Source organism: Acidobacteriota bacterium (assembly GCA_039683095.1).
Taxonomy (GTDB): Bacteria; Acidobacteriota; Aminicenantia; order Aminicenantales; family Saccharicenantaceae; genus RBG-16-66-30.
This window is the reverse complement of sequence record JBDKSB010000001.1, coordinates 470,692-490,175: the sequence shown is the minus strand read 5'-3', so window position 1 is coordinate 490,175 and position 19,484 is coordinate 470,692. Positions and strand designations below refer to the sequence as shown.

The window sequence follows — 19,484 nt, the reverse complement described above, 5'->3', positions numbered from 1 at the left end:
CCGATGCTCTCGGGTTCGACGGTCCTGGTCACGGGGGCTACCGGCCGGCTCGGCGCGGAGCTGACGGCCCGCCTCGAGGAGCTCGGCGCGGACGTGGTCCCCGTCGTTCTGGGAGGATACCCCGACCGCCCGAAGAGGATCCCCTGGCCGGGACGGGCGACGCCCCTGCGCGTCCGCGGCGACGACGACCTGCGCGGGCTGCCGCGGCCGGATCTGGCGATCAACGCCCACTGGGAGGTCCGGAGGGAGCTTTCGAGGGCCGGGCAGCTGGCCTTCGAGATCGACCGCAACATCCGGGCCCTGGAGGGCTTCTGGGATTGGCTGGCCCGGTCGGGGGCCCGCGCCCTGGCCAACATCTCGAGCCTCAAGGTCTACGGCCATCTCAATGCCGGCCCGATCTCGTCTGAGACCGAGCCTCGCCCTTCGACGCCCTACGGGATCGCCAAGCTGGCGGCCGAGAAGTATCTGGAGGCCGCGTTCGAGGGGACCGGCACGGCGGTCCTCCACCTCCGGCTCTGTTCGGTCATGACCGCCGGCGGGCATCCCTCTCAGCTCGTCAGCCAGCTCGCGGCCGGCGTGCTCGAACGCAGGACGGTCCGCATCAACGCGGGCCATCTCGCCTATCTCATCCCCATCGAAGAGGCCGTGGACCTGATCATCCAGGCCGCGCACGGCGGCCGGGGCGGCCGCTACAATATCGTCGCGCCCGGGGTCCGGAACGAGCAGGTCGCCGAATTGTTCGGCCGGATCGCCGGCCGGGATGTGCCGGCCGAGTACGTCGACCTCGAGCCCGGGGTCCAGGATCCGGTCTACCTCTCGGATATCCCCAGGCTCCAGGCAGCCTGGACCCGACGGATGTCCCTGGAGAAGGCCATCCGGAACATCCTGGCGTTCTCTTCCTAGGCCGGCCCTCTCACTCCTCCCCGCAGCGCCGCAGCCAGGCGTCCTTCCAGAAGGCCAGGCATCCCCGCTGGCAGCCGCCGTTGGCCTTGCCGTCGCACGTCACCCCCTCGAGGATGACGGTCCGGCTCAGGGCCCGCATCTCCCCGGTCCTTTCGCTCATCATCCGCTCGACCGGGTGGAGGACCCGAAAGCGGCGGCCGCAGTGGGCCCACATGCCGGGCATGAAATAGAGGCCCCGGCACTTGCCTTCGGCGTCGAGCGTGGCCCGGATCTCGGCGGCGGACCTCACTTCGACGATATCGCCCGGCCGCAGGCCCAAATCGCCGGGAAGGAAAGCTTCGGCCGGGGCCGCGGCCTTCCGGCCGGTGCCGGCCAGGCGCTTGACCGTCTTGCGATATAGGGCGCCCAGGACATAAGCGGCATATTCCCGGAGCGAATAGGTCCGTGACGTGACGTCGAGGATATAGCGGATAGGATCCCAGACCCGGAGCGGTGTCGTCGCCCTCATCAGGTCCGTGACTTGGCAGCCCCGGCGGGACGGGAGCGAGGCCGGCGCCGGGGACGCCGCAGGCCGGCCGGCGGGCGGGAGGCCGGGGCCCGCGAGCCAGGCGGTCTTCCACAAGGGGAAGCAAGCCCTCCGGCAATCGCCGTGGGCCCGGCCGTCACAGATCGTGTCCTCGAGCAGCACGGCGTTCCTGATGCGCCGCAGGCTCGACCCGACGCCTTCCTGGATGAGCTTCTCGACGCGGCGGCGGACCGTGAAGGTGCGGCCGCAGTACTTCACCATCTCGGGCAGGAACGGCAGGCCTTCGAGAGCCCCGGTCCCGTCGAGGGTCCGAAGGATCTCCCCGAGGGGACGCACGGTGACGCGATCCCCGGGCCGGAACTTCGGAGCTCCCCTCATCGGCGTTCCTTTCCTCGCCTGCGCGCCGGGCCATTGTAAACGAGCGGCCCCGGCCTTGGCAAGTTCGCCCCAACGGGACGTCGATCGGGCGGCTTGAATAATCGCCCGGGCCGTTGTATCCTCGGCCCCGTCATCGACGCCGCCCGCCTCGCCCGCCCTCCGCCGGCACGGCGGGACGGAGAGATGCGGGGGCCGGAAGGAGTCATCCATGCGATCAAAGACCCGTGCACGGACCGGCGCGGCCGTCATCCTGGTCACGCTCTGCGGTTTCCTGGCCCTCACCTGCGCCTGCGCGAAGAAGGAGGCCGGGCCGGCCGCCCCGGCCGAGCTGGCCGGGGCCTCGCGCGCCGACACCAACGGCTGGATCAACATCCATCTCGAGGGCACGCCGCGGCAGATCGGCTTCCAGCACGGCTGGCTGCTGGCTCCGGAGATCGACGACCTGCTGAAAACGCTGGCCCATTTCCTCCAGGGCTCGACCAGGCGGGACTGGGCCTTCTTCAGGGCCTCGGCCGAGCGGATGTTCTGGCCCAAGCTGGAGCCGGAATATCAGGCGGAGATCGAGGGCATCGCCGCGGGACTGAAAGCCCGCCTCCCCCGCTCCGCGTATGACCGGACCGACATCACCGCCCTCAACGGCTGGATCGAGCTGGCCTGGTACTACGTCCCCTACCTCGACGGCCAGGCTGAGGCGGGCGCCGGCGACAACAAGGCCCCCGGCTACTGCAGCGCCTTCATCGCCACGGGCAGCTGGACCGAGGGAGGCGGCATCGTCATCGGCCACAACAACTGGGTCGATTACGCCGTCGGGGCGCGCTGGAACGTCATCGCCGATATCGTCCCGGCCTCGGGCCGGCGCATCCTGATGGACTGCCTGCCCGGGGCCATCCACAGCGGCGACGACTTCGTCGTCAACGGCGCCGGGCTCGTCTACACGGAGACGACCATGGGCACGTTCAAGGGCTTCCGCGAAGGAGGAACGCCCGAGTTCATGAGGGCCCGGAAGGCGGCCCAGTACGCGGCCTCGATCAACGATTTCGTCCGGATCATGAGCGCCGACAGCAACGGCGCCTACGCCAACGACTGGCTCGTCGGCGACACCAAGACGGGCGAGATCGCCAAGTACGAGCTGGGCTTGAAGAACCAGAGGCTCTGGCGGACCAGGGACGGCTATTTCGTCGGCTCGAACTTCCCCGGCGACGAGAAGGTCGTCGCCGAGGAGACCACCTTCGATCCGTCGAACAAAGGGCAGTCCGTGCTCGTCCGGAAGGCCCGCTGGGAGCAGCTGATGGCCGAATACAGGGGCTACATCGACGTCGAGGACGGCAAGCTCTTCGAGGCGGACCATGTCGACCTGGCGACCGGCCGGACGGGATCCAACAGCAACGTTCTCTGCGGCCACGTCGACGAGGATCCCAAGGGCACCCCCGAGTTCAGCTGGGCCCCGTTCTCGCCGGCCGGCTCGGTCCAGGGCAAGGTGACATCGACGGCCCTGGTCAAAGAGATGAAGATCTGGGCCCACATGGGCCATCCGTGCGGGAGGGACTTCATCGCGGCTGATTTCCTGGCCAAGCATCCCGAGTTCGCCTGGCAGAAGCCGTATCTGAAGGACATGAAAGCCCAACCCTGGACCTTGTTCGAAGCAGGGAAAACAGGGGGGCGGGAATCGCATTGATCCGTTCCTCCCGGGTTAGTGTAGAATGAGCTCGGCCCCGTCGGGCCGCAACCTTGCCTTAGGAGGGTCCGATGCCTCCGGCACTCAAGAGAACGCCCCTGTCTTTGGCTCTCTGCTCTCTCTTCTGTCTTGGCCTGGCCCGCTGCGGTTCGAGCCCGTCGGGGGACCCGGGCAAAGCCGGCCGCCCGGCTCAGGCCCAGGTCCCGCCGCCCGCCGCCCGCATCCTGGTCAATCAGGTCGGCTATGAGCCCGGCGGGGCCAAGAAAGCCGTCATCCAGGGCAGCGACGGCGATTCGTTCGCCTCGTTCACGGTCAGGAGCTTCCCCGGCGGCGAGACCGTCCTCAGCGGCCTGCCCGTCCATGCCGGGCCCGTCGCCAAGTGGAAGGGCTGGGACTTCTGGACGGTCGATTGGAGCGCGGTCACGGCGGAAGGCGCATATATTATCGAGGTCGCCGGCGGCGCGAACCGGGCGGGCGCCTCGGCCGATCCGTCACGGGCCGCTTCCTCCTTTCCCGATCCCGCTCCCCTCCTCCGCTCCCAGCCCATCCTCGTCCGGAAGAACGCCCTCACCCTCAGCACCCTGTCCGACGTCCTCTATTACTTCAAGGGCCAGCGCTCGTCCGGCCTCTGGGACAAGGCCGACCGGACCATGACGTTCGAAGGCCGGCCCGGCGTCGTCGACGTCCACGGCGGCTGGTTCGACGCGACCGGCGACTACGGCAAGCACCTTTCGCACTTGTCGTATTCGACCTATTTCAATCCCCAGCAGATCTCGCTCGCCGCCTGGGGCCTGTTCACGGCCCTGCGAGAGATCGAGCGGCGCGACGGCCCGGCCCTCAGGCAATACCGGAAGCGCCTGCTCGACGAGGCCCTCTTCGGCGCCGACTACCTCGTCCGCGTCAAGGACCCGCGCGGGTCTTTTTACATCACTGTCTCCGGGCGCGGCCCGGAGAAGAAGCCGGAAGATCGCCGCATCGCCCCAAAGGCCGGACGGCACATCATCCTGACGCCGGATACCAAGGACAAGTTCCGCGACTACGGGCGGGAGCGGATCGCGGGCGACGCCGCGTACGAGGCCGGCTACCGGGAAGGCGCGGGCCTGGGCATCGCCGCCCTGGCCATGGCCGCGGCGCGCGGCGGACCGGCCGGGGCCCCCGGGAGCGAGGGCTACGGGATGAGCCGGGGCGAAGGCGACTTCGCGGCGACCGATTACCTGAAGGCGGCCGAGGACGCCTTCGCCTTCCTCGAGAAGAACAACCTGACGTTCACGAACGACGGCCGGGAGAACATCGTCGACGATTATTGCGCTCTCGTCGCGGCCGTCGAGCTCTACCGGACCACGCGAAAGCCCGTCTACATGGAGGCCGCGGACCGGCGCGCGGCCTCGCTCGAGGCGCGATCGACGTCCTGGACAAGCCGCGGCGGGGCGGCTTACGAGAACTACTGGCGGGCCGACGGCCCGGGAGGCGACCGCCCCTTCTTCCACCCCGTCGACGCCGGCCTGCCCGTCGTCGCGCTCGTCGCCTACGCGGAAGTCGCGGACGGGCCGGCCCGGGCCCGGGCGCTCGAGGCCGTCCGCAAGTCCCTGGCCTTCGAGCTGGCTATCAGCGGCGAGGTCGCCAACCCCTTCGGCTACAGCCGCCAGCTCGTCCAGTCGAAAGATGGGGCGGCCAGCCGCCGGTCGGCCTTCTTCTTCCCCCACGACACCGAAACCGCGCCCTGGTGGCAGGGCGAGAACGCCCGTCTCGGGTCGATGGCCGCGGCCGCGGGCCTGGCGGCCCGATCGCTCTCCGCGGCCGGGCTCGACGGGACGGCCGGGGAGGCCGGTCCGCCCGGAGTGAAGCCGCCCGCCGGCCCTGTCGGCAGCCCGGGCTTCGCCGGCCGCCTGCGCGCCTTCGGCCGGGCCCAGCTCGACTGGATCCTGGGGCTCAATCCTTATGACGCCTGCATGCTCCAAGGCCACGGCCGCAACAATATCGCCTACATGTTCTTCGATTCCCCCGAGTACACGAACGCGCCCGGCGGCATCTGCAACGGCGTCACGGGCGGATACGCGGACGGCGACGTCGACGGCATCGACTTCGGCCTGCGCTATGCCCAGACCGGCAAGGACGACGATTGGCGCTGGGCCGAGCAGTGGCTGCCCCACGCCGCCTGGTACCTGGTGGCGGTATCGATCGGCGAATGACGCCGGAGGGGATCAGGCCTGCTTGTTGAATTCCGCGACGGCGCGGAAGAAGGCGTTGAGGTTGGCCAGGGGCGACCCCGGCGGGAGCTCGCAGCCGGACGAAATGCCGAAATTCTTATAGGGACGAGTGGCCTCCAGCAGGCTCCGCGCCGCGTCCCCGACCGCCTGCGGCGTCCCCTTTTCGAAGAGCTTCACCGCGTCGAGGTTGCCGAGCAGGACCGTCTCCGGGGCGACCCGCCCGAGCGCCGCGGCGATGTCCACGCGCCCTCCGAAATGATACATCCCCGCGCCCGATTCGAGGAGCGCGTCCACGTGGGCGTTCGAGGCCCGGCAGCAGTGGAGGACGACGGCGAAATCCGGGGTCTCGACGGCCTTGACGATGCGCCTGACGAAGGGCGTCGAGAACCGGGCCGCGTCCTCGGGCGCCAGGCGGCCGGCCGCGCCCTCGGCCACCAGGATGCCCCAGGCCCCCGTCTCGCGGAACTCCAGGGCGTAGCGGCAGAGGAAGCCCGTGACGGTGTCGAGCAGGGCCTCGATCGTGTCGGGATCGGCCGGCACGGCGGCCAGGGCTTCTTTGAGCCCGAACAGCTGCGTGGCCAGCGTGAACGGCCCCAGCATGGCGCCCAGGACGGGAACGGATTCGCCGACTTCGGCGGTCAGGCGCCAGGCCGTTTCGAGCGGGACGCGGGTCCGGGCATCGCCGGGCAAGGGGTCGGCCAGCGAGGAGATGTCGGCGGCGCCGGTGACGGCGCGCCCGACCACGGACGGCGCCTCGCGGGTCGCCAGCCTGACCTCGACACCGTAGGCTTCGGCCTCGGCGGTCACGTCGACGGCCGTGAGGAGGACGGGCGTCTGATAGCGGTCCTGGAGGGCCATGACCGCCTTGAACTGCGAGCCCGGCACGCTGACCATGTCCTCGACCGATTCTCCGGTGATAGCCAGCCCGGAGAAGGCGCAGAGGGGCATGGCCAGCCGCCCCGGGAAGTCCCTGACGAATCTCGCGAAGCGTGTGTCCATTTCAACCGGTATCTTAACTCAAGCCCGGGAGGGGGTCAAACCGGCAAGGCAACATTCCGGCTCGCCGTTTCGTATTCCTTTATGGAAAGGGCGCTTCCAGACCATCCGGCCCGGGGGGCCTGCGCATAAGGACCGTCGACCGTTCGCCGATCAGGAGCCGACCATGAAGAACCGCGTTTTCCGCACTTTGGCCCTGGGACTCGCCCTGGCTTGCGCGTCCGTCCCGCTCGCGGCTTCCCCCGTGGCCTCGCCCGCTTCCCGCGGGGCCGGGAAGCCGGCCGCCAGGATCCAGCAGGCCCCCCTGCCCGCCAGGAGCGTCCAGGCCGTCCGCGCGGCCGGGCCCATCGCCGTCGACGGGCGCCTCGACGAGGCGGTCTGGAAGGCCGCGCCCGCCGCCTCCGGCTTCACCCAGAACGATCCCCAGGACGGCGCCCCGGCCACCGAATCGACCGAGGTCTGGGTCGCTTACGACGACCACGCCCTCTACGTCGCCGCCTTCTGCCACGACTCCGAGCCCTCGAAGATCCGCCGGCGCCTCGGCCGCCGGGACGCCCAGACCGACTCCGACTGGTTCATGGTCGCCGTCGATCCCTATTTCGACAAGCGCTCCGGCTACGCCTTTTACGCGAACCCGGCCGGGGCCATCACCGACGCGGCGCTCTCCAACGACGTCAACAACGACGATTCCTGGGACGGCGTCTGGGAGAACAAGGCCGCCGTCAACGGCGACGGCTGGACCATCGAGATCCGCATCCCCTTCAACCAGATCCGCTTCCCGAAAAAAGACGAGTACGTCTGGGGCATCAACTTCGCCCGCATGATCCGGCGCAAGAACGAGCAGTCGAGCTTCAGCTGGGTGCCCAAGAGCGAGACGGCCTTCGTCTCGCGGTTCGCCCGGCTCGAGGGCCTGCGCGGCATCAGCCCGGGCGGGCGGATCGAGTTCATGCCCTACGCCGTGGCCCAGGCCCAGTTCCGGCCGGCCCAGGAGGGCAACCCGTTCGAGACCGGGCACCGGGCGCTGGCCAACGCCGGCTTCGACCTCAAGGTCGGCCTGAAGAGCAACCTGACGCTCGACGCGACGGTCAACCCGGACTTCGGGCAGGTCGAGGTCGACCCGGCCGTCCTCAACCTCTCCGCCTACGAGACCTACTACGAGGAGAAGCGGCCCTTCTTCATCGAGGGCGCGTCGCTGTTCAACAACTTCGGCCGCGGCGGCGTCTTCATGAACGCCAACATCAACTGGCCGATGCCGACCTTCTTCTACAGCCGGCGGATCGGGCGCGAGCCGCAGGGCTACGTGACCGGGGAAGGGTTCTATCGCGCCCCCGACCGGACGACGATCCTGGGCGCGGCCAAACTGACCGGCAAGCTGGGCGGCAGCTGGAACGTCGGCTGGCTCAACGCCGTCACCGGGAACGAGTTCGCCGAGATCGACCGGCTCGGGACGCGCCTGCGGCAGAAGGTCGAACCGCTCTCTTATTACGGCGCGCTGCGCATCCAGAAGGATCTCAACGAGGGACGGAACGGCCTGGGCCTCATGGCCACGGCCGTCATGCGCGACCTCGGCGGCTCCGGCGCCGGGGACGGGACGCTCGCCGGCCTGCTGAACAGGAACGCCTTCTCGCTGGCCGCGGACGGCTGGATCTCGCTCGACAAGAAGAAGAGCTGGGTCGTCGGCGGCTGGGCGGGGGCGACCCGCGTCGAGGGCACGGCCGCGGACATCCTCCGCCTCCAGAACTCGTCCATGCACTACTTCCAGCGGCCCGACGCGACCCATGTCGAGGTCGACCCGGCGGCGAGGAGCCTGAGCGGCTGGGCGGGCCGGTTCAACCTGGCCAAGCAGAACGGGAACTTCCTCTTCCTGGCCAACGTCGGGGCCATCTCGCCGGGGTTCGACCCGAACGACATCGGCTTCCAATACGGCGCGTCCGACATCGTCAACCTGCAGATCGTCCCCGGCTACCAGTGGACGAAGCCGGGCAAGGTCTTCCGCTACGCGCTCGTCATCGGCGGCTTGTTCCGGAACTACGATTTCGGCGGCAACAAGAATTGGGACGGCGGCCTGGTCGAGTTCCAGGGCCAGCTCAGGAATTTCTGGACGTTCGACACGATGTTCGCCTACAACCCCGACACCATGAGCAAGAACCTGACCCGGGGCGGGCCGCTGGCGCTCATGCCCTCGGGCTGGCAGGTGAACCTGGGCGTCAACACCGACAGCCGGAAGCCGGTCGTGTTCGAGATCTACGGAACGACATACCAGAGGCCGCGGGCCGGGACGGAATGGAGCGGCCAGCTCGCGGCCCGGTGGAAGCCGATGTCGAACCTGAGCCTGTCGGTCGGCCCGACGCTCGAGCTCTCGAAGAACGACATCCAGTGGGTGACGCGCGTCGACGACGCGCTGATGACCGCGACCTACGGCCGCCGCTACGTGTTCGGGCGGATCGACGAGAAGGTCCTGGGGAGCGAGATCAGGGTCGATTGGACGTTCACGCCCAGGCTGACGCTCCAGGCCTACATCCAGCCCTACCTCGCGGTCGGCCGCTATGACATGTTCAAGGAGCTGGCCGCGCCGAAAACGTATGCCTACAGCGTGTACGGCGCGGGCGGCGGCCCGTCGACGATCGCCTACGACGAAGCGAGCGGGATCTACACCGTCGACCCGGACGGGGCGGCCGGAGCGGCCGCGCCGTTCAGCTTCGGGAATCCGGACTTCAACTACAAGTCCCTGCGCGGCACCGTGGTCCTGCGCTGGGAGTACCGGCCGGGTTCGCTGCTGTACTTCGTCTGGACCCAGAACCGGGCCGACTTCGCCAATCCCGGGGACCTGCGGCTGGGGCGCGACCTGGGCGACCTGTTCTCGGCCCCGGGCGAGAACATCTTCCTGCTGAAGGTCTCCTATCGCTGGAACATCTAGCCGGCGGTATTTCAGAGGGGGTTTTTCGGAAGGGGTCAGGTTTGACCCCCTCTTTTCGCTAGCGCCGTTCGAGATGGGGCCGCAAGGCGGCGAAGGCCGCGGCGATCACGGCGCAGGCCGCCGCGCAGACATACCAGACCGCGTCGGGGCCCAGGCCGTCATAGACCGCGGTGCCGGCGGCGGGGCCGACGATGAAGGCCAGCGAGAAGGCGAAGCTGTTGAAGCCCATGTAGCGGCCGCGGTTCGAGTCGTCGGCCCGCCCGGCGATCAGGGCCGTCACCAGCGGCATGCTCAGCATCTCCCCGAACGTCCAGACCGCCACGGTCAGGGCCCCGAACGCGAACCCGCGCCCGAGCGGCATCGATCCCAGTCCGGCGCCCAGCAGCACGAACGACAGGTTGATCATCCTGGTCAGCGGATACTTCCGGATCTTTTCCATCAGGACCATCTCCAGGAGGACGATCAGGACGGTATTGACCGCGTAAAGCTGTCCGATCCGGTTCTCGGCCAGGCCGTAGACGTTCCGGATATAGATAGGGAAGGTCGTCAGGACCTGGACGAAGACGAGGCTCCAGACAAAGAAGATGAGCATCATCAGGAGGAACGGGACATCGCGCCAGGGCGAGCGGGCCCGCGGCGCGCCCGCCGCCGGGAGCGGAGCCGCGGGGCCTTCGGGGTCGGCCAGGCCGGCGGCCCGGTCCGCCGGCTCTCCCGCCGGTCCCGCCCCAAGCCGCGCGCCCTTCCAGAGCAGGGCGAACAGCGCGGCCGCCGCGAGCGAGGTCAGCCCGTCCGCCCAGAAGAGAAGTCCGTAGCTGTGAACGGCCAGCACGCCGCCGACGGCCGGGCCGATCGTCGCCCCCAGGTTGTTGGCCAGCCGGTTGAGAGCGAATCCCTTGACCCGGAGCTCCGGCGGGCAGATCTTCGACATCGATGTCGCGTTGGCCGGGAAGAGCATGCCCGCGAAGAGGGCCATGGCGAAGAGCAGGGGCACGATCCCGGCCAGCGTCGGGACCCGGCCCAGGGCGATGAGCAGGACGCCGCAGGCGGCCAGGCTCAGCTTCTGGACGCGGATGGACCCGATCCGGTCGGCCAGCCAGCCCCCGGCGAAGGCCCCGGCCGGGGAGCCGAAGCCGTACAGGCTGAGGACCTGGCCGGCCCGGGCCGCCGTCAGGCCGATCTTCCGGGTCAGGTAGAGCGACAGGAAGAAGAAGACCATAGAACCGGACGAGTTGACCAGGTTGACCGCGAAGAGGATCCAGGCTCGCCGAGGCAGGCCGCGATATGCCCGGGCGTACTCGCCGGCGACGAAGCGGATCGGTCGAAAAGGCCGGGTCATGCCGTTATCGGAGCTCCCGGTGCCGGAAGCAGGTGACCAGGTGGTCATTGACCATGCCGGTCGCCTGCATATGGGAATAAACGATGGTCGAGCCGACGAACTTGAAGCCCCGGGCCTTGAGGTCCCTGCTGATGGCGTCGGACAGGGGGGTGCGCGCCGGCATGGCCGCGAACGACCGCAGCCCGTTCTGCACCGGCTTCCCGCCGACGAAGCCCCAGATGTAGCGATCGAACGTCCCGAATTCCCTCCGGACCTCGAGGAAGCGGCGGGCGTTGTTGATCGCAGCCAGGATCTTCAGCCGGTTCCGGATGATCCCCGCGTCCCCCAGCAGCCGCCGCACGTCCCGGCCGGCGAACCGGGCCACCCTCTCCGGATCGAACTCCCGGAAGGCCCGCCTGAAGTTCTCCCGCCTGTCGAGGATGAGCTTCCAGCTCAGGCCGGCCTGCATGCCTTCCAGGACGAGGAACTCGAAGATCTTGCGGTCGTCGTGGAGCGGCGTGCCCCATTCGAAGTCGTGGTAATCCCGCATCAACGGATCGTCGGGCGCGCCCCAGCAGCGGGTCCTGTCCCCATGGCTCCGGCCTGCCCGGGCTCCCGTCCCAGCTGCGGCCGCGGTCCCGGTCCCGGACGCCGTCCGCGCCTGTCCTTTCGCTCGTCCGCTCATACGGCACCTCGCCGCCGGCCATCTTAGCACAGCGGCGGCGCCGGCGCCCGGCCGCCGGTCTCTTGAATTAATCCTATAATAATGGTAGTATTTCAGGGCCGGAGGGGCAAAAGGGGCTGTCCATGAAACGACTCGTCATCCTCGGGGCCGGGACGGGCGGCACCGCCATAGCCCACATCCTCCGCCGGCGCCTCTCCCCGGCCGCCTGGGCCATCACGGTCGTCGACCGCAGCATGGACCATTATTACCAGCCGGGGTTCCTCTTCGTTCCCTTCGGCCTGTATGCCCCCCGGCAGCTGGTCAGGGACCGGGCCGGGCTCCTGCCCGGCGGCGTCGAGCTGGTCATCGCCCCGATCGAGGGGATCGACCCGGCCGGGAACGAGGTCCGGATCGGCGGCGGCGAGGCCCTTCCCTACGACATCCTCGTTATCGCGACCGGCTGCGACATCGCGCCTGGGGAAACGCCCGGCCTGCTCCACGCCTGGCGCGAGACGGCCTTCGACTTCTATACGCCCGGCGGCAGCGCGGCTCTGGCCCGCCGGCTCGAGTCGTTCACGGGCGGGACGCTGGCCGTCCATGTCAACGAGATGCCCATAAAGTGCCCGGTCGCTCCGCTCGAGTTCGCGTTCCTCGCCGACTGGCACTTCCTTCGGCGCGGCCGGCGGGACGCGGTCGACATCGTTTACGTTACCCCCCTGCCCGGTCCCTTCACCAGGCCCGCGGCCTCGGCCGCCCTCGGCGCCCTCCTCGAGGAAAGGGGGATCCGCGTCGTCCCCGATTTCGTCGCCGAGCGCGTCGACGCCGCGGCCCGCAAGCTCGTCGGCTACGACGGCCGCGAGGTCGCCTACGACCTTCTCGTCTCCGTGCCGACCAACATGGGCGACGAGGTCATCGGGGCCTCCGGCTTGGGCGATGAGCTGCGCTTCGTGCCGGCCGACCCGAGGACGCTCCGGTCGAAGAGGCACGAGAACATCTTCGTCATCGGCGACGCGGCGAACGTGCCCGCGTCGAAGGCCGGCTCGGTCGTCCACTTCCAGGCCCGGACGGTGGCCGGCAACGTCGAGCGGGCCGTCGCCGGGCGGCCCCTGGCGGCGGAGTTCGAGGGGCACGCCAACTGCTTCATCGAAACGGGTCGCGGCCGGGCCATCCTGATCGACTTCAACTACGAGGTCGAGCCGCTCCCCGGGCGCTTCCCCTTCCCGGTCGTCGGCCCGTTGCCGCTCCTCAAGCCGAGCCGCCTCAACCATTGGGCCAAGCTCGCCTTCCGCCCGATCTACTGGCGTCTGATGATCCGGGGGCGGCCCCTGCCGTTCATCTCCGACCGGATGACGATGGCCGGCAAGAAACGCCCGTCCGCCGCGGGCGCTACGGGATAGAGAGAACCGGACCGAACCGGAGGGAGGAGTGACAATGCCGCAGAAACAGTATGGAACGGCCGTCGTCGAAGTCGACGCCGAGGGCTTCATGACCGACCCGTCGCGGTGGACGCGCGAGATCGCCGCGGCCATCGCCCGGGAGGAGGGGATCGCCGAGCTCACGCCGGCCCATTGGAAGGTCCTCGAGTACATGCAGAAGGAGTCCCGGGAGACCGGCCAGGCGCCGAGCATCCGCCGCCTCAGCAAGAGCGGCGTCATCAGCGTCAAGGACCTCTACGCCCTCTTCCCCGGCGGCCCGGCCAAAAAGGCGGCCAGGATCGCCGGGCTGAAGAAGCCGGAGGGCTGCGTCTGAGGCCGGGAGGGGATCATGGACGACAAGATCAAGAAGGTTTCGATCATCATCTCCAAGGGCGGGCTGGACGGCGTCTACCCGGGCCTGATCATGGCCAACGGGGCCCGCATGGAGGGCATCGAGGCGAACCTGTTCTTCACCTTCTTCGGCCTCGACGCCATCACGACGAAGCGGATGGGCCGGATCAGGGTCGCCACCGTCGGCAACCCGGGCCTGCACATGCCCTCGCTCATCGGCATCCTGCCGGGCCTCTCGGCCCTGGCCACGTCGATGATGAAGAAGGCCATGGACAAGATCGACATCCCGCCCGTGCCCGAGTTCATCGGGATGGTCGCCGACGCCGGATGCAAGCTCTACGCCTGCAAGGCCACCGTCGACATGTTCGGGCTGAAGAAAGAGGACTTCTGTCCGCAGGTCGACTCGATCATCAACGTCGGGACGTTCTACGGGATCTCGGCCGGCGGCCAGATCATCTTCACCTGATCGATCGGCGCCTCATTCGATCTCGGGATAGCGCCGGTCGGCGAAACGGAGCAGGGCCGCGTAAGCCGCGGCGGCGAGCGCCGCCAGGCCGACGAAGACGATCCCCAGCACGAGGCCGGTCGCGAGCTTCGCCCTGATCAGCGGCCTGATCCCGAAATAGACCGCCGTCAGGATGCCGATGTCGGCCAGCATGCCCAGGAGGACATTGAGGTTCTGCTTGATGGCCTTCTGCGGGTTCGTCCAATCGAGGAGCGGCCTGGCCAGGTCGATCATCATGCCCACGGCCGTCAGCAGCGCCCCCGCGACCAGCGACAGCCCGGCCGCCGCCGCCAGCGACGCTGCCTTCAGATGGAGGAAGATCGCCCCCACGATCCCGGCCGTGGCCACGCCGACGAGCGCGACGATGTAGGAATGCAGGAACTTGGCCGCCGCCTGCTCCCTCGGCGCGACCGGGATCGTTCTTGAGATCCAGAACTGAAGGCCCTCCCGCGAGAACGTGGAGGACGAGGTCCCGTTGAGGCTGCCGCAGACGGTCATGAACAGGGCCGCCCCCAGGATGACGACGAGCGGATCGGCCGCCATCATGGCCCTGATGAGGGCCGTGGGGTCGCCGCCCCGGCCGTGACCTCCCGAGCCGGGAGCGAGGGTGGCCATGAGCATGAAGATGGCCGGCACAAAGACGCTGACCAGGAGGCCGTTGAGCAGGAAGATCGGCGTCCGGTTCATGATCTTCCACTCGCGCCCGAAGATGGCCGCGAAGGCCCGGCGTCCGGACGTCACCCGCCTCGACATCTCGTCGTGCGTCAGCCGCCGTCTCTTCCCCGTCGTTTCGCCCAGCCCGATGACGCCGCGATAGAAGAGCTTCTCGGCCGCGACGATCAGGCCGCCGAAAAGGGCGATCGACACGCCCAGGAGCAGGCCCAGGTTCGCCAGCCCCTCCGCGCTGAACCCGCCGGCGATCGCCTTGGTCGCCCAGATCCCCGGCGGGAAGACGGCCCCGACCCTGTTCAGCAGGCTGTTCGGCGAGGTGAAGAACGCGGCGATCGACCGGGCGCTGGCCGCCGGCCCGCCCGCCCCCTGCGATCGCCCGAGCGCGAACTGGAGGCCGAACGAGACGGCGATGAGAAGGAGGCTGCCCGCCAGGATGAGCGCGTCCTTCTTCCGGCTGACGTTGACCAGCCGCATCATGACCACGACCGCGGCCGAAACGAGGGCCAGCGGGATGACCGGCAGCGCCAGGTACACCAGCGCGGCGTTCGCCCAGTACCCGATCCCCGCCCGGGCCAGGACGCCGACCGTGACGACGACCGGCAGCACCACGGCCGCGACGGTCAGGTACTCGTTGACGACGACGACGGCGAACTTGCCGGCCATGACCTCGCCGGGACGCAGCGGCAGCGGTATGAGCAGCTCGAGATCGCGCGAGAAATAGAAGGCCGCGATGACGTAATAGATGCCGAAGAGCAGCACCAGCAGCTGCCCGGCCAGGAGGCCGAAGGACAGCAGCGCCCGCTCCTGGCCCATCGGCTTGAGCGCGAGGTAGACGTTCTCGATGAGCAGGATGAAGCCGTAGAACATCGGCACGGCGCCCAGCGCGGCCGCCCCGACGAGCGGCACGAGCCAGCGGTCCTTCTTCTCCCGGAACAGACGGTGCTTCAGGGTCGCCAGCCCGAAGCTCGACCGCAGGCCCGCCCGGACGACGGCCGCCAGCCGCCGCGGGGCCCCCACGCCGCCAGCCGGCCCGGCCGCCGCTCCCGGCACCGACGCCTTCTCCCCGCTCATTTGTCCGTCAGCTCCAGGAAGATATCTTCGAGCGACAACCCGGCTTCGGTCCGGTCGAGGGCCTTGAGCTCGGCCATCGTGCCGCAAGCGACCAGCCGGCCCCGATGGATGATGCCGATCCGGTCGCACAGCTTCTCGGCCACCTCCATGATGTGGGTCGAGAAAAAGAGCGTCTTGCCCGCGTCGCAGTGCTCGCGGAACATCTCCTTGATCTGGTGGGCCGCCCGCGGGTCGAGCCCGACCAGCGGCTCGTCCAGGACCATGACCCGCGGGGCGGGCAGCAGGGCCGCCGCGAGCACGATCTTCTGCTTCATGCCGTGCGAATAGCTCTGGATCGGGTTCGTGACGGCCGAAGCCAGCTCGAAGACCTCCAGCCACTTGCCGATCCGATCCAGGCGCTCCTCCCGCGGCACGCCGTAGACGTCGCCGATGAAGTTGAGGTATTCGAGCCCGGTCAGCCGCTCGTAGACGGCCGGAATGTCCGGCACGTACGTCGTCACCTGCTTGGCCCGGAGCCCGTCCGCGGCGATATCGAACCCGTCGACCGCGATCCGCCCCGCGTCGGGGCGCAGCAGCCCGACGATCATCTTGATGGTCGTCGTCTTGCCGGCGCCGTTCGGCCCCAGGAAGCCGAAGATCTCGCCCGGCCGCACGGTCAGCGTCAGGTCGTCCACGGCCTTGATCCGGCCGCGGTTGTAGCTCTTGAAAACGTTCGTCAGCTCGATCACGCCGCCCTCCTTCCCGCCCTCAACGCACCCGCCGGTACTTGATCAGCATCGAGCCCGGGGCCTCGGCGATCTTGAGCGTCAGGCCGTCGGCCAGCTCGCGGCCGCTCCTGATGACGGCGACCCCGTAGTCCTCGTAGCTCACCTCGTAATCCGCGCCCGCCTCGAGGCCGCCGAGCCTGACCGCGATGGCCGCCTGCGGCGCCTGCGGCCGCCGGAAGGCCAGCACGATCCCGTCGCCCGCTTCCGGCCGGTCCCACTGGAAGGCCGCCCAGGCGTCGTCGCCCGTCGCATAGCCCGTCAGCGGGTAGTAATCGCCGTAGAGATAATCCCGGAGCGCCCGGAACTCGGCCACGTCCTCGAGGGCGGCGCGAAGGTTGAAGCTCGACGTGAGCTCCCAGCCCATGACCACGGCCCCGCCCATCGAGCTGCGGAACCAGTACTTGCGCGGGTCGCCGTTGCCGGTGCCGCTGGCCGGCAGGAAGAAATGGAGCCCGTAGGTATGGCACTGATAGCCGTTCGGCTCCCAGTAGTTATAGTCCGTCCGCCAGAGCGGGATGCTCCGGCTCGTCGTCTCGAGGTCGATGCGGCGGCCGCCCGAGGCGCAGTTGTCGATGAGGAGCCCGGGGTTGCGCCCGAGGAGGGCGTCCCAGAACTTGTACAGCCCGTCGATGTGCTTCATCTCGGCGATACCGACCCGGTCCGGCGCGTCCATGGCCTTCCAATAGGGCCGGGGATCGAAGTTGAAGTCCTGCCGGTAGATGGTCACGCCCTCGTCCCGCAGGAAGTTCGAGACGTGGTCGACGAGCCAGGCCAGGGCCTTCGGGTTGCCCAGGTCGAGCAGGCGGTTGGGATTGCCCGGCAGCACGGTCAGCCAATCCTTGTGCTCGCGGTCGAGCCAGGTCTTCTCGTAGACGCGCTCGGGCTCGAACCAGACGACGAACCCCTGGCCGTATTTCCCGGCCGCATCGGTCACGGGCTTGAGGCCGCGCGGGAAGTTCTTCGTGTTGACCGTCCACGTGCCGACGCCGGACCACCAGTAGGGGGTCGGGTTCTCGTACCAGCCGGCGTCGATCCAGCAGGCGTCGGGCTCGATGCCGAACTGGTGCAGCCGCTCGATCATGCCGATGGCGTAGCTCTCGGTGGCGCAGACGTACTCGTTGCACGGCAGGGGCCCGCCGAACCCGACGCCGTGGGCGATCGGCAGCGGCACGGGCCGGCCGTCCCGCCGCGGCATATGATGGGCCAGGACGAAGCGGCGGAAGAGGTTGTGCCCGGCCATCCGGTCGGGGTCCTTCCAGAAGAGGAGCGCGATGGACGGGGTCCGGACCTCCTCGCCAGGATGGAGCCGGAAGTGCGTTTCGGCCAGGCCGGCGGCCAGCTCGAGCGAGCGCGGGTCGGCGCCCTTGCGACCGACCGCGGCCTCCCAGCGGCCGCTCCAGCCGATGGCCGCGACGACGCCGTGGCCGGGCGCGGCGGCGTTGAAGAACGGCAGGGCGTTCGTGTCCGACGACCGGCCGGCCGCCGGCCCGAACCGGATCTCGGCCTTAGCCGCCAGGGGCTCGTTGATCGGGCCGAAGTCGGACCGTTCCGCGGCGCTGCCACGGGCCCGGTAGAGCATGACCGGCCCCGCGGCCGACTCCGCGAACCCAGCCAGCGAGACGGCGCAGGACCGGACCGTCTCGATGACCGGCGTGTCGGCCCGGCCCGCGTTCTTGAACCGCACCACCCACTCGACGGCCGGGAAATCGCGGTAAAGCGTGTAGACCGCCGTGACGCGGAGCCCGGTCGCCGGATCGGCGTAAACGAACGTCCGGACCAGCTTCGGGCCATCGGCCTTCTCCTCGGCGGTGACCGTCCAGCGTCCCAGGAGGCCGGAAGAGGCCTGGCCGCCGTAGATGAACGAGAACGGCGGCAGCGAGCCCTTCGTCGCGTGGGCGGCGGCGAAAGCGTCCGCGGCGGCCCGGTCGTGGGCGGCCGCCGGGTCCCAGCCGGCCAGCGGGCCGGCCGCCGCAAAGAGGGTCAGGACGGCCGCTCCCAGGATCACGATCGCTCCTCCGATAACCCGCTTCATGATCAGTCCTCCCATGCTCCGCGACATCCGGCCGGCCGCGACGGGCGCATCTCCGTCCTCCGGCCCGCGGGCCGACCCGCTCACAATAGCTCAAAACGGGGCCCGGGCTCAACCCTGGCCGCGCCCGGGCCAGGACTCGCGCCGGCGCTTTTCATTTTCCGGGGCTTGTGCTATAGGGTAGGGCCATGAAAACGCTTCTTCTCGTCAACCCGGCCGCCGGTCATGGGCGGGGCCGGAAGGTGTTCGAGCGGCTCGAGCCGCGCCTCCGGGGAGCCTTCCCCGGCCTCGAGGTCCGGTTCTCCGAGCACCCGGGCCACTCGGTCGAGATCGGCCGGGAGGCGGCCGGCGCCGGCTACGACCGCATCGTCTGCCTCGGCGGCGACGGCACGCCGTACGAGCTCATCAACGGCCTCTACGCCGAGGGCCGACCCGGCCGCCGGCCCGAGATCGGCCAGATCCCGGCCGGGACGGGCAACTCGTTCATCCGCGATTTCGGCATCGAGACGCCGGACCAGGCCCTCGACGCGATATTGGCCGGGCGCCGCCGCAAGGTCGATCTCGTCGAGTTCGAGGAGCGGGAGCGGGGCCGGACCGTCCGGCGCTATTCCCTCAACATCATCGGCGTCGGCCTCATCGCCGACATCCTCCGGCTGACCAACGAGCGCCTCAAGTTCCTGGGCGCGGCCGGCTACAGCGTGGCGGTGCTGGCCCGGCTCGCCCGCGGCATGTCCAACCGCATCGTCATCGAGGCCGACGGGCGGCGGCTCGAGGCCGCGAACAGCGCCCTGGTCGTCTCCAACTCGAAGTACACCGGCGGCAAGATGATGATCGCCCCGAAGGCCGAGACCGGGGACGGCCGGGCGGACATCGTCCTCTTCAACAACGTCAACCGCCGCGAGATCGTCTCCATCTTCTCGGGCGTTTTTTCCGGCAAGCACGCCGATCATCCCCGGGTCCACATGCGCCAGGCCGCCGCGATCGGGATCGAGGCCGACCCGCCGCTGCGGCTGATGGCCGACGGCGAGCTCGTCGGCTGGACGCCGCTGCGGATCAGGGTCCTGCCGGACGAACTCGACTTCCTGGCCTGACC

15 protein-coding genes are annotated in these 19,484 nt (G+C 69.2%); 8 read left to right on the top strand and 7 right to left on the bottom strand.

Features of this window, described 5'->3' with window-relative positions; genetic code table 11:
* The first annotated feature begins 3 nt into the window (after positions 1-3).
* Positions 4-903 (top strand): NAD(P)-dependent oxidoreductase, encoded by a 900-nt coding sequence (locus tag ABFD52_02145; protein MEN6559562.1) that lies wholly within the window; start codon positions 4-6, stop codon positions 901-903.
* Positions 904-913: 10 nt separating this feature from the next.
* On the opposite strand, the gene ABFD52_02140 is transcribed toward ABFD52_02145, so the two are convergent.
* A complete protein-coding gene (locus ABFD52_02140) occupies positions 914-1,807 on the bottom strand; it encodes a hypothetical protein (protein MEN6559561.1) in 894 nt (297 codons plus the stop codon).
* A 208-nt stretch (positions 1,808-2,015) separates the two neighbouring features.
* Here ABFD52_02140 and ABFD52_02135 point away from each other — a divergent pair, with 208 nt between their 5' ends.
* A complete protein-coding gene (locus tag ABFD52_02135; protein MEN6559560.1) occupies positions 2,016-3,482 on the top strand; it encodes a C45 family peptidase in 1,467 nt (488 codons plus the stop codon).
* 71 nt (positions 3,483-3,553) lie between these two features.
* Positions 3,554-5,671 carry a glycoside hydrolase family 9 protein gene (locus ABFD52_02130; GenBank protein MEN6559559.1) on the top strand — a complete coding sequence of 706 codons (2,118 nt, stop codon included), beginning with the start codon at positions 3,554-3,556 and terminating at the stop codon, positions 5,669-5,671.
* A gap of 12 nt (positions 5,672-5,683) precedes the next feature.
* Here ABFD52_02130 and ABFD52_02125 read toward each other — a convergent pair whose 3' ends face one another.
* Entirely contained in the window at positions 5,684-6,688 is a 1,005-nt protein-coding gene (locus ABFD52_02125; GenBank protein ID MEN6559558.1) for a uroporphyrinogen decarboxylase family protein, read from the bottom strand.
* A 163-nt stretch (positions 6,689-6,851) separates the two neighbouring features.
* On the opposite strand from ABFD52_02125, the gene ABFD52_02120 reads away from it, so the two are divergent.
* Entirely contained in the window at positions 6,852-9,602 is a 2,751-nt protein-coding gene (locus tag ABFD52_02120; GenBank protein ID MEN6559557.1) for a DUF5916 domain-containing protein, read from the top strand.
* 58 nt (positions 9,603-9,660) lie between these two features.
* Here the strand turns inward: ABFD52_02120 and ABFD52_02115 are convergent, their stop codons facing one another.
* Both ABFD52_02115 and ABFD52_02110 read right to left on the bottom strand, forming a co-directional pair.
* Positions 9,661-10,938 (bottom strand): MFS transporter, encoded by a 1,278-nt coding sequence (locus ABFD52_02115; GenBank protein MEN6559556.1) that lies wholly within the window; start codon positions 10,936-10,938, stop codon positions 9,661-9,663.
* A gap of 4 nt (positions 10,939-10,942) precedes the next feature.
* On the bottom strand, positions 10,943-11,467 hold the full coding sequence (locus ABFD52_02110) for a DNA-3-methyladenine glycosylase I (protein ID MEN6559555.1): 525 nt from the start codon (positions 11,465-11,467) through the stop codon (positions 10,943-10,945).
* Positions 11,468-11,724: 257 nt separating this feature from the next.
* Between ABFD52_02110 and ABFD52_02105 the strand changes: the two genes are divergently transcribed.
* From ABFD52_02105 to ABFD52_02095, 3 genes are read left to right on the top strand one after another with little or no spacing between them, the layout of a single operon-like run.
* The gene (locus tag ABFD52_02105; GenBank protein MEN6559554.1) at positions 11,725-12,978 is read left to right on the top strand and encodes an FAD/NAD(P)-binding oxidoreductase; all 1,254 of its coding nucleotides are present in this window, start codon (positions 11,725-11,727) and stop codon (positions 12,976-12,978) included.
* A gap of 34 nt (positions 12,979-13,012) precedes the next feature.
* The gene (locus tag ABFD52_02100; GenBank protein MEN6559553.1) at positions 13,013-13,330 is read left to right on the top strand and encodes a TusE/DsrC/DsvC family sulfur relay protein; all 318 of its coding nucleotides are present in this window, start codon (positions 13,013-13,015) and stop codon (positions 13,328-13,330) included.
* Positions 13,331-13,345: 15 nt separating this feature from the next.
* Positions 13,346-13,813: a DsrE/DsrF/DrsH-like family protein gene (locus ABFD52_02095; protein MEN6559552.1), complete on the top strand. Its 468-nt coding sequence runs from the start codon at positions 13,346-13,348 to the stop codon at positions 13,811-13,813.
* Positions 13,814-13,825: 12 nt separating this feature from the next.
* Here the strand turns inward: ABFD52_02095 and ABFD52_02090 are convergent, their stop codons facing one another.
* From ABFD52_02090 to ABFD52_02080, 3 genes are read right to left on the bottom strand one after another with little or no spacing between them, the layout of a single operon-like run.
* Entirely contained in the window at positions 13,826-15,595 is a 1,770-nt protein-coding gene (locus tag ABFD52_02090) for a hypothetical protein (GenBank protein MEN6559551.1), read from the bottom strand.
* Positions 15,592-16,323 (bottom strand): ABC transporter ATP-binding protein, encoded by a 732-nt coding sequence (locus ABFD52_02085; protein MEN6559550.1) that lies wholly within the window; start codon positions 16,321-16,323, stop codon positions 15,592-15,594. Before ABFD52_02085 ends, ABFD52_02090 begins: the two co-directional genes overlap by 4 nt.
* Positions 16,324-16,342: 19 nt before the next feature.
* Positions 16,343-18,394, bottom strand: coding sequence for an alpha-galactosidase (locus ABFD52_02080; GenBank protein ID MEN6559549.1), 2,052 nt, complete (start codon positions 18,392-18,394; stop codon positions 16,343-16,345).
* A gap of 185 nt (positions 18,395-18,579) precedes the next feature.
* On the opposite strand from ABFD52_02080, the gene ABFD52_02075 reads away from it, so the two are divergent.
* Positions 18,580-19,482: a diacylglycerol kinase family protein gene (locus ABFD52_02075; protein ID MEN6559548.1), complete on the top strand. Its 903-nt coding sequence runs from the start codon at positions 18,580-18,582 to the stop codon at positions 19,480-19,482.
* Positions 19,483-19,484: the final 2 nt, after the last annotated feature.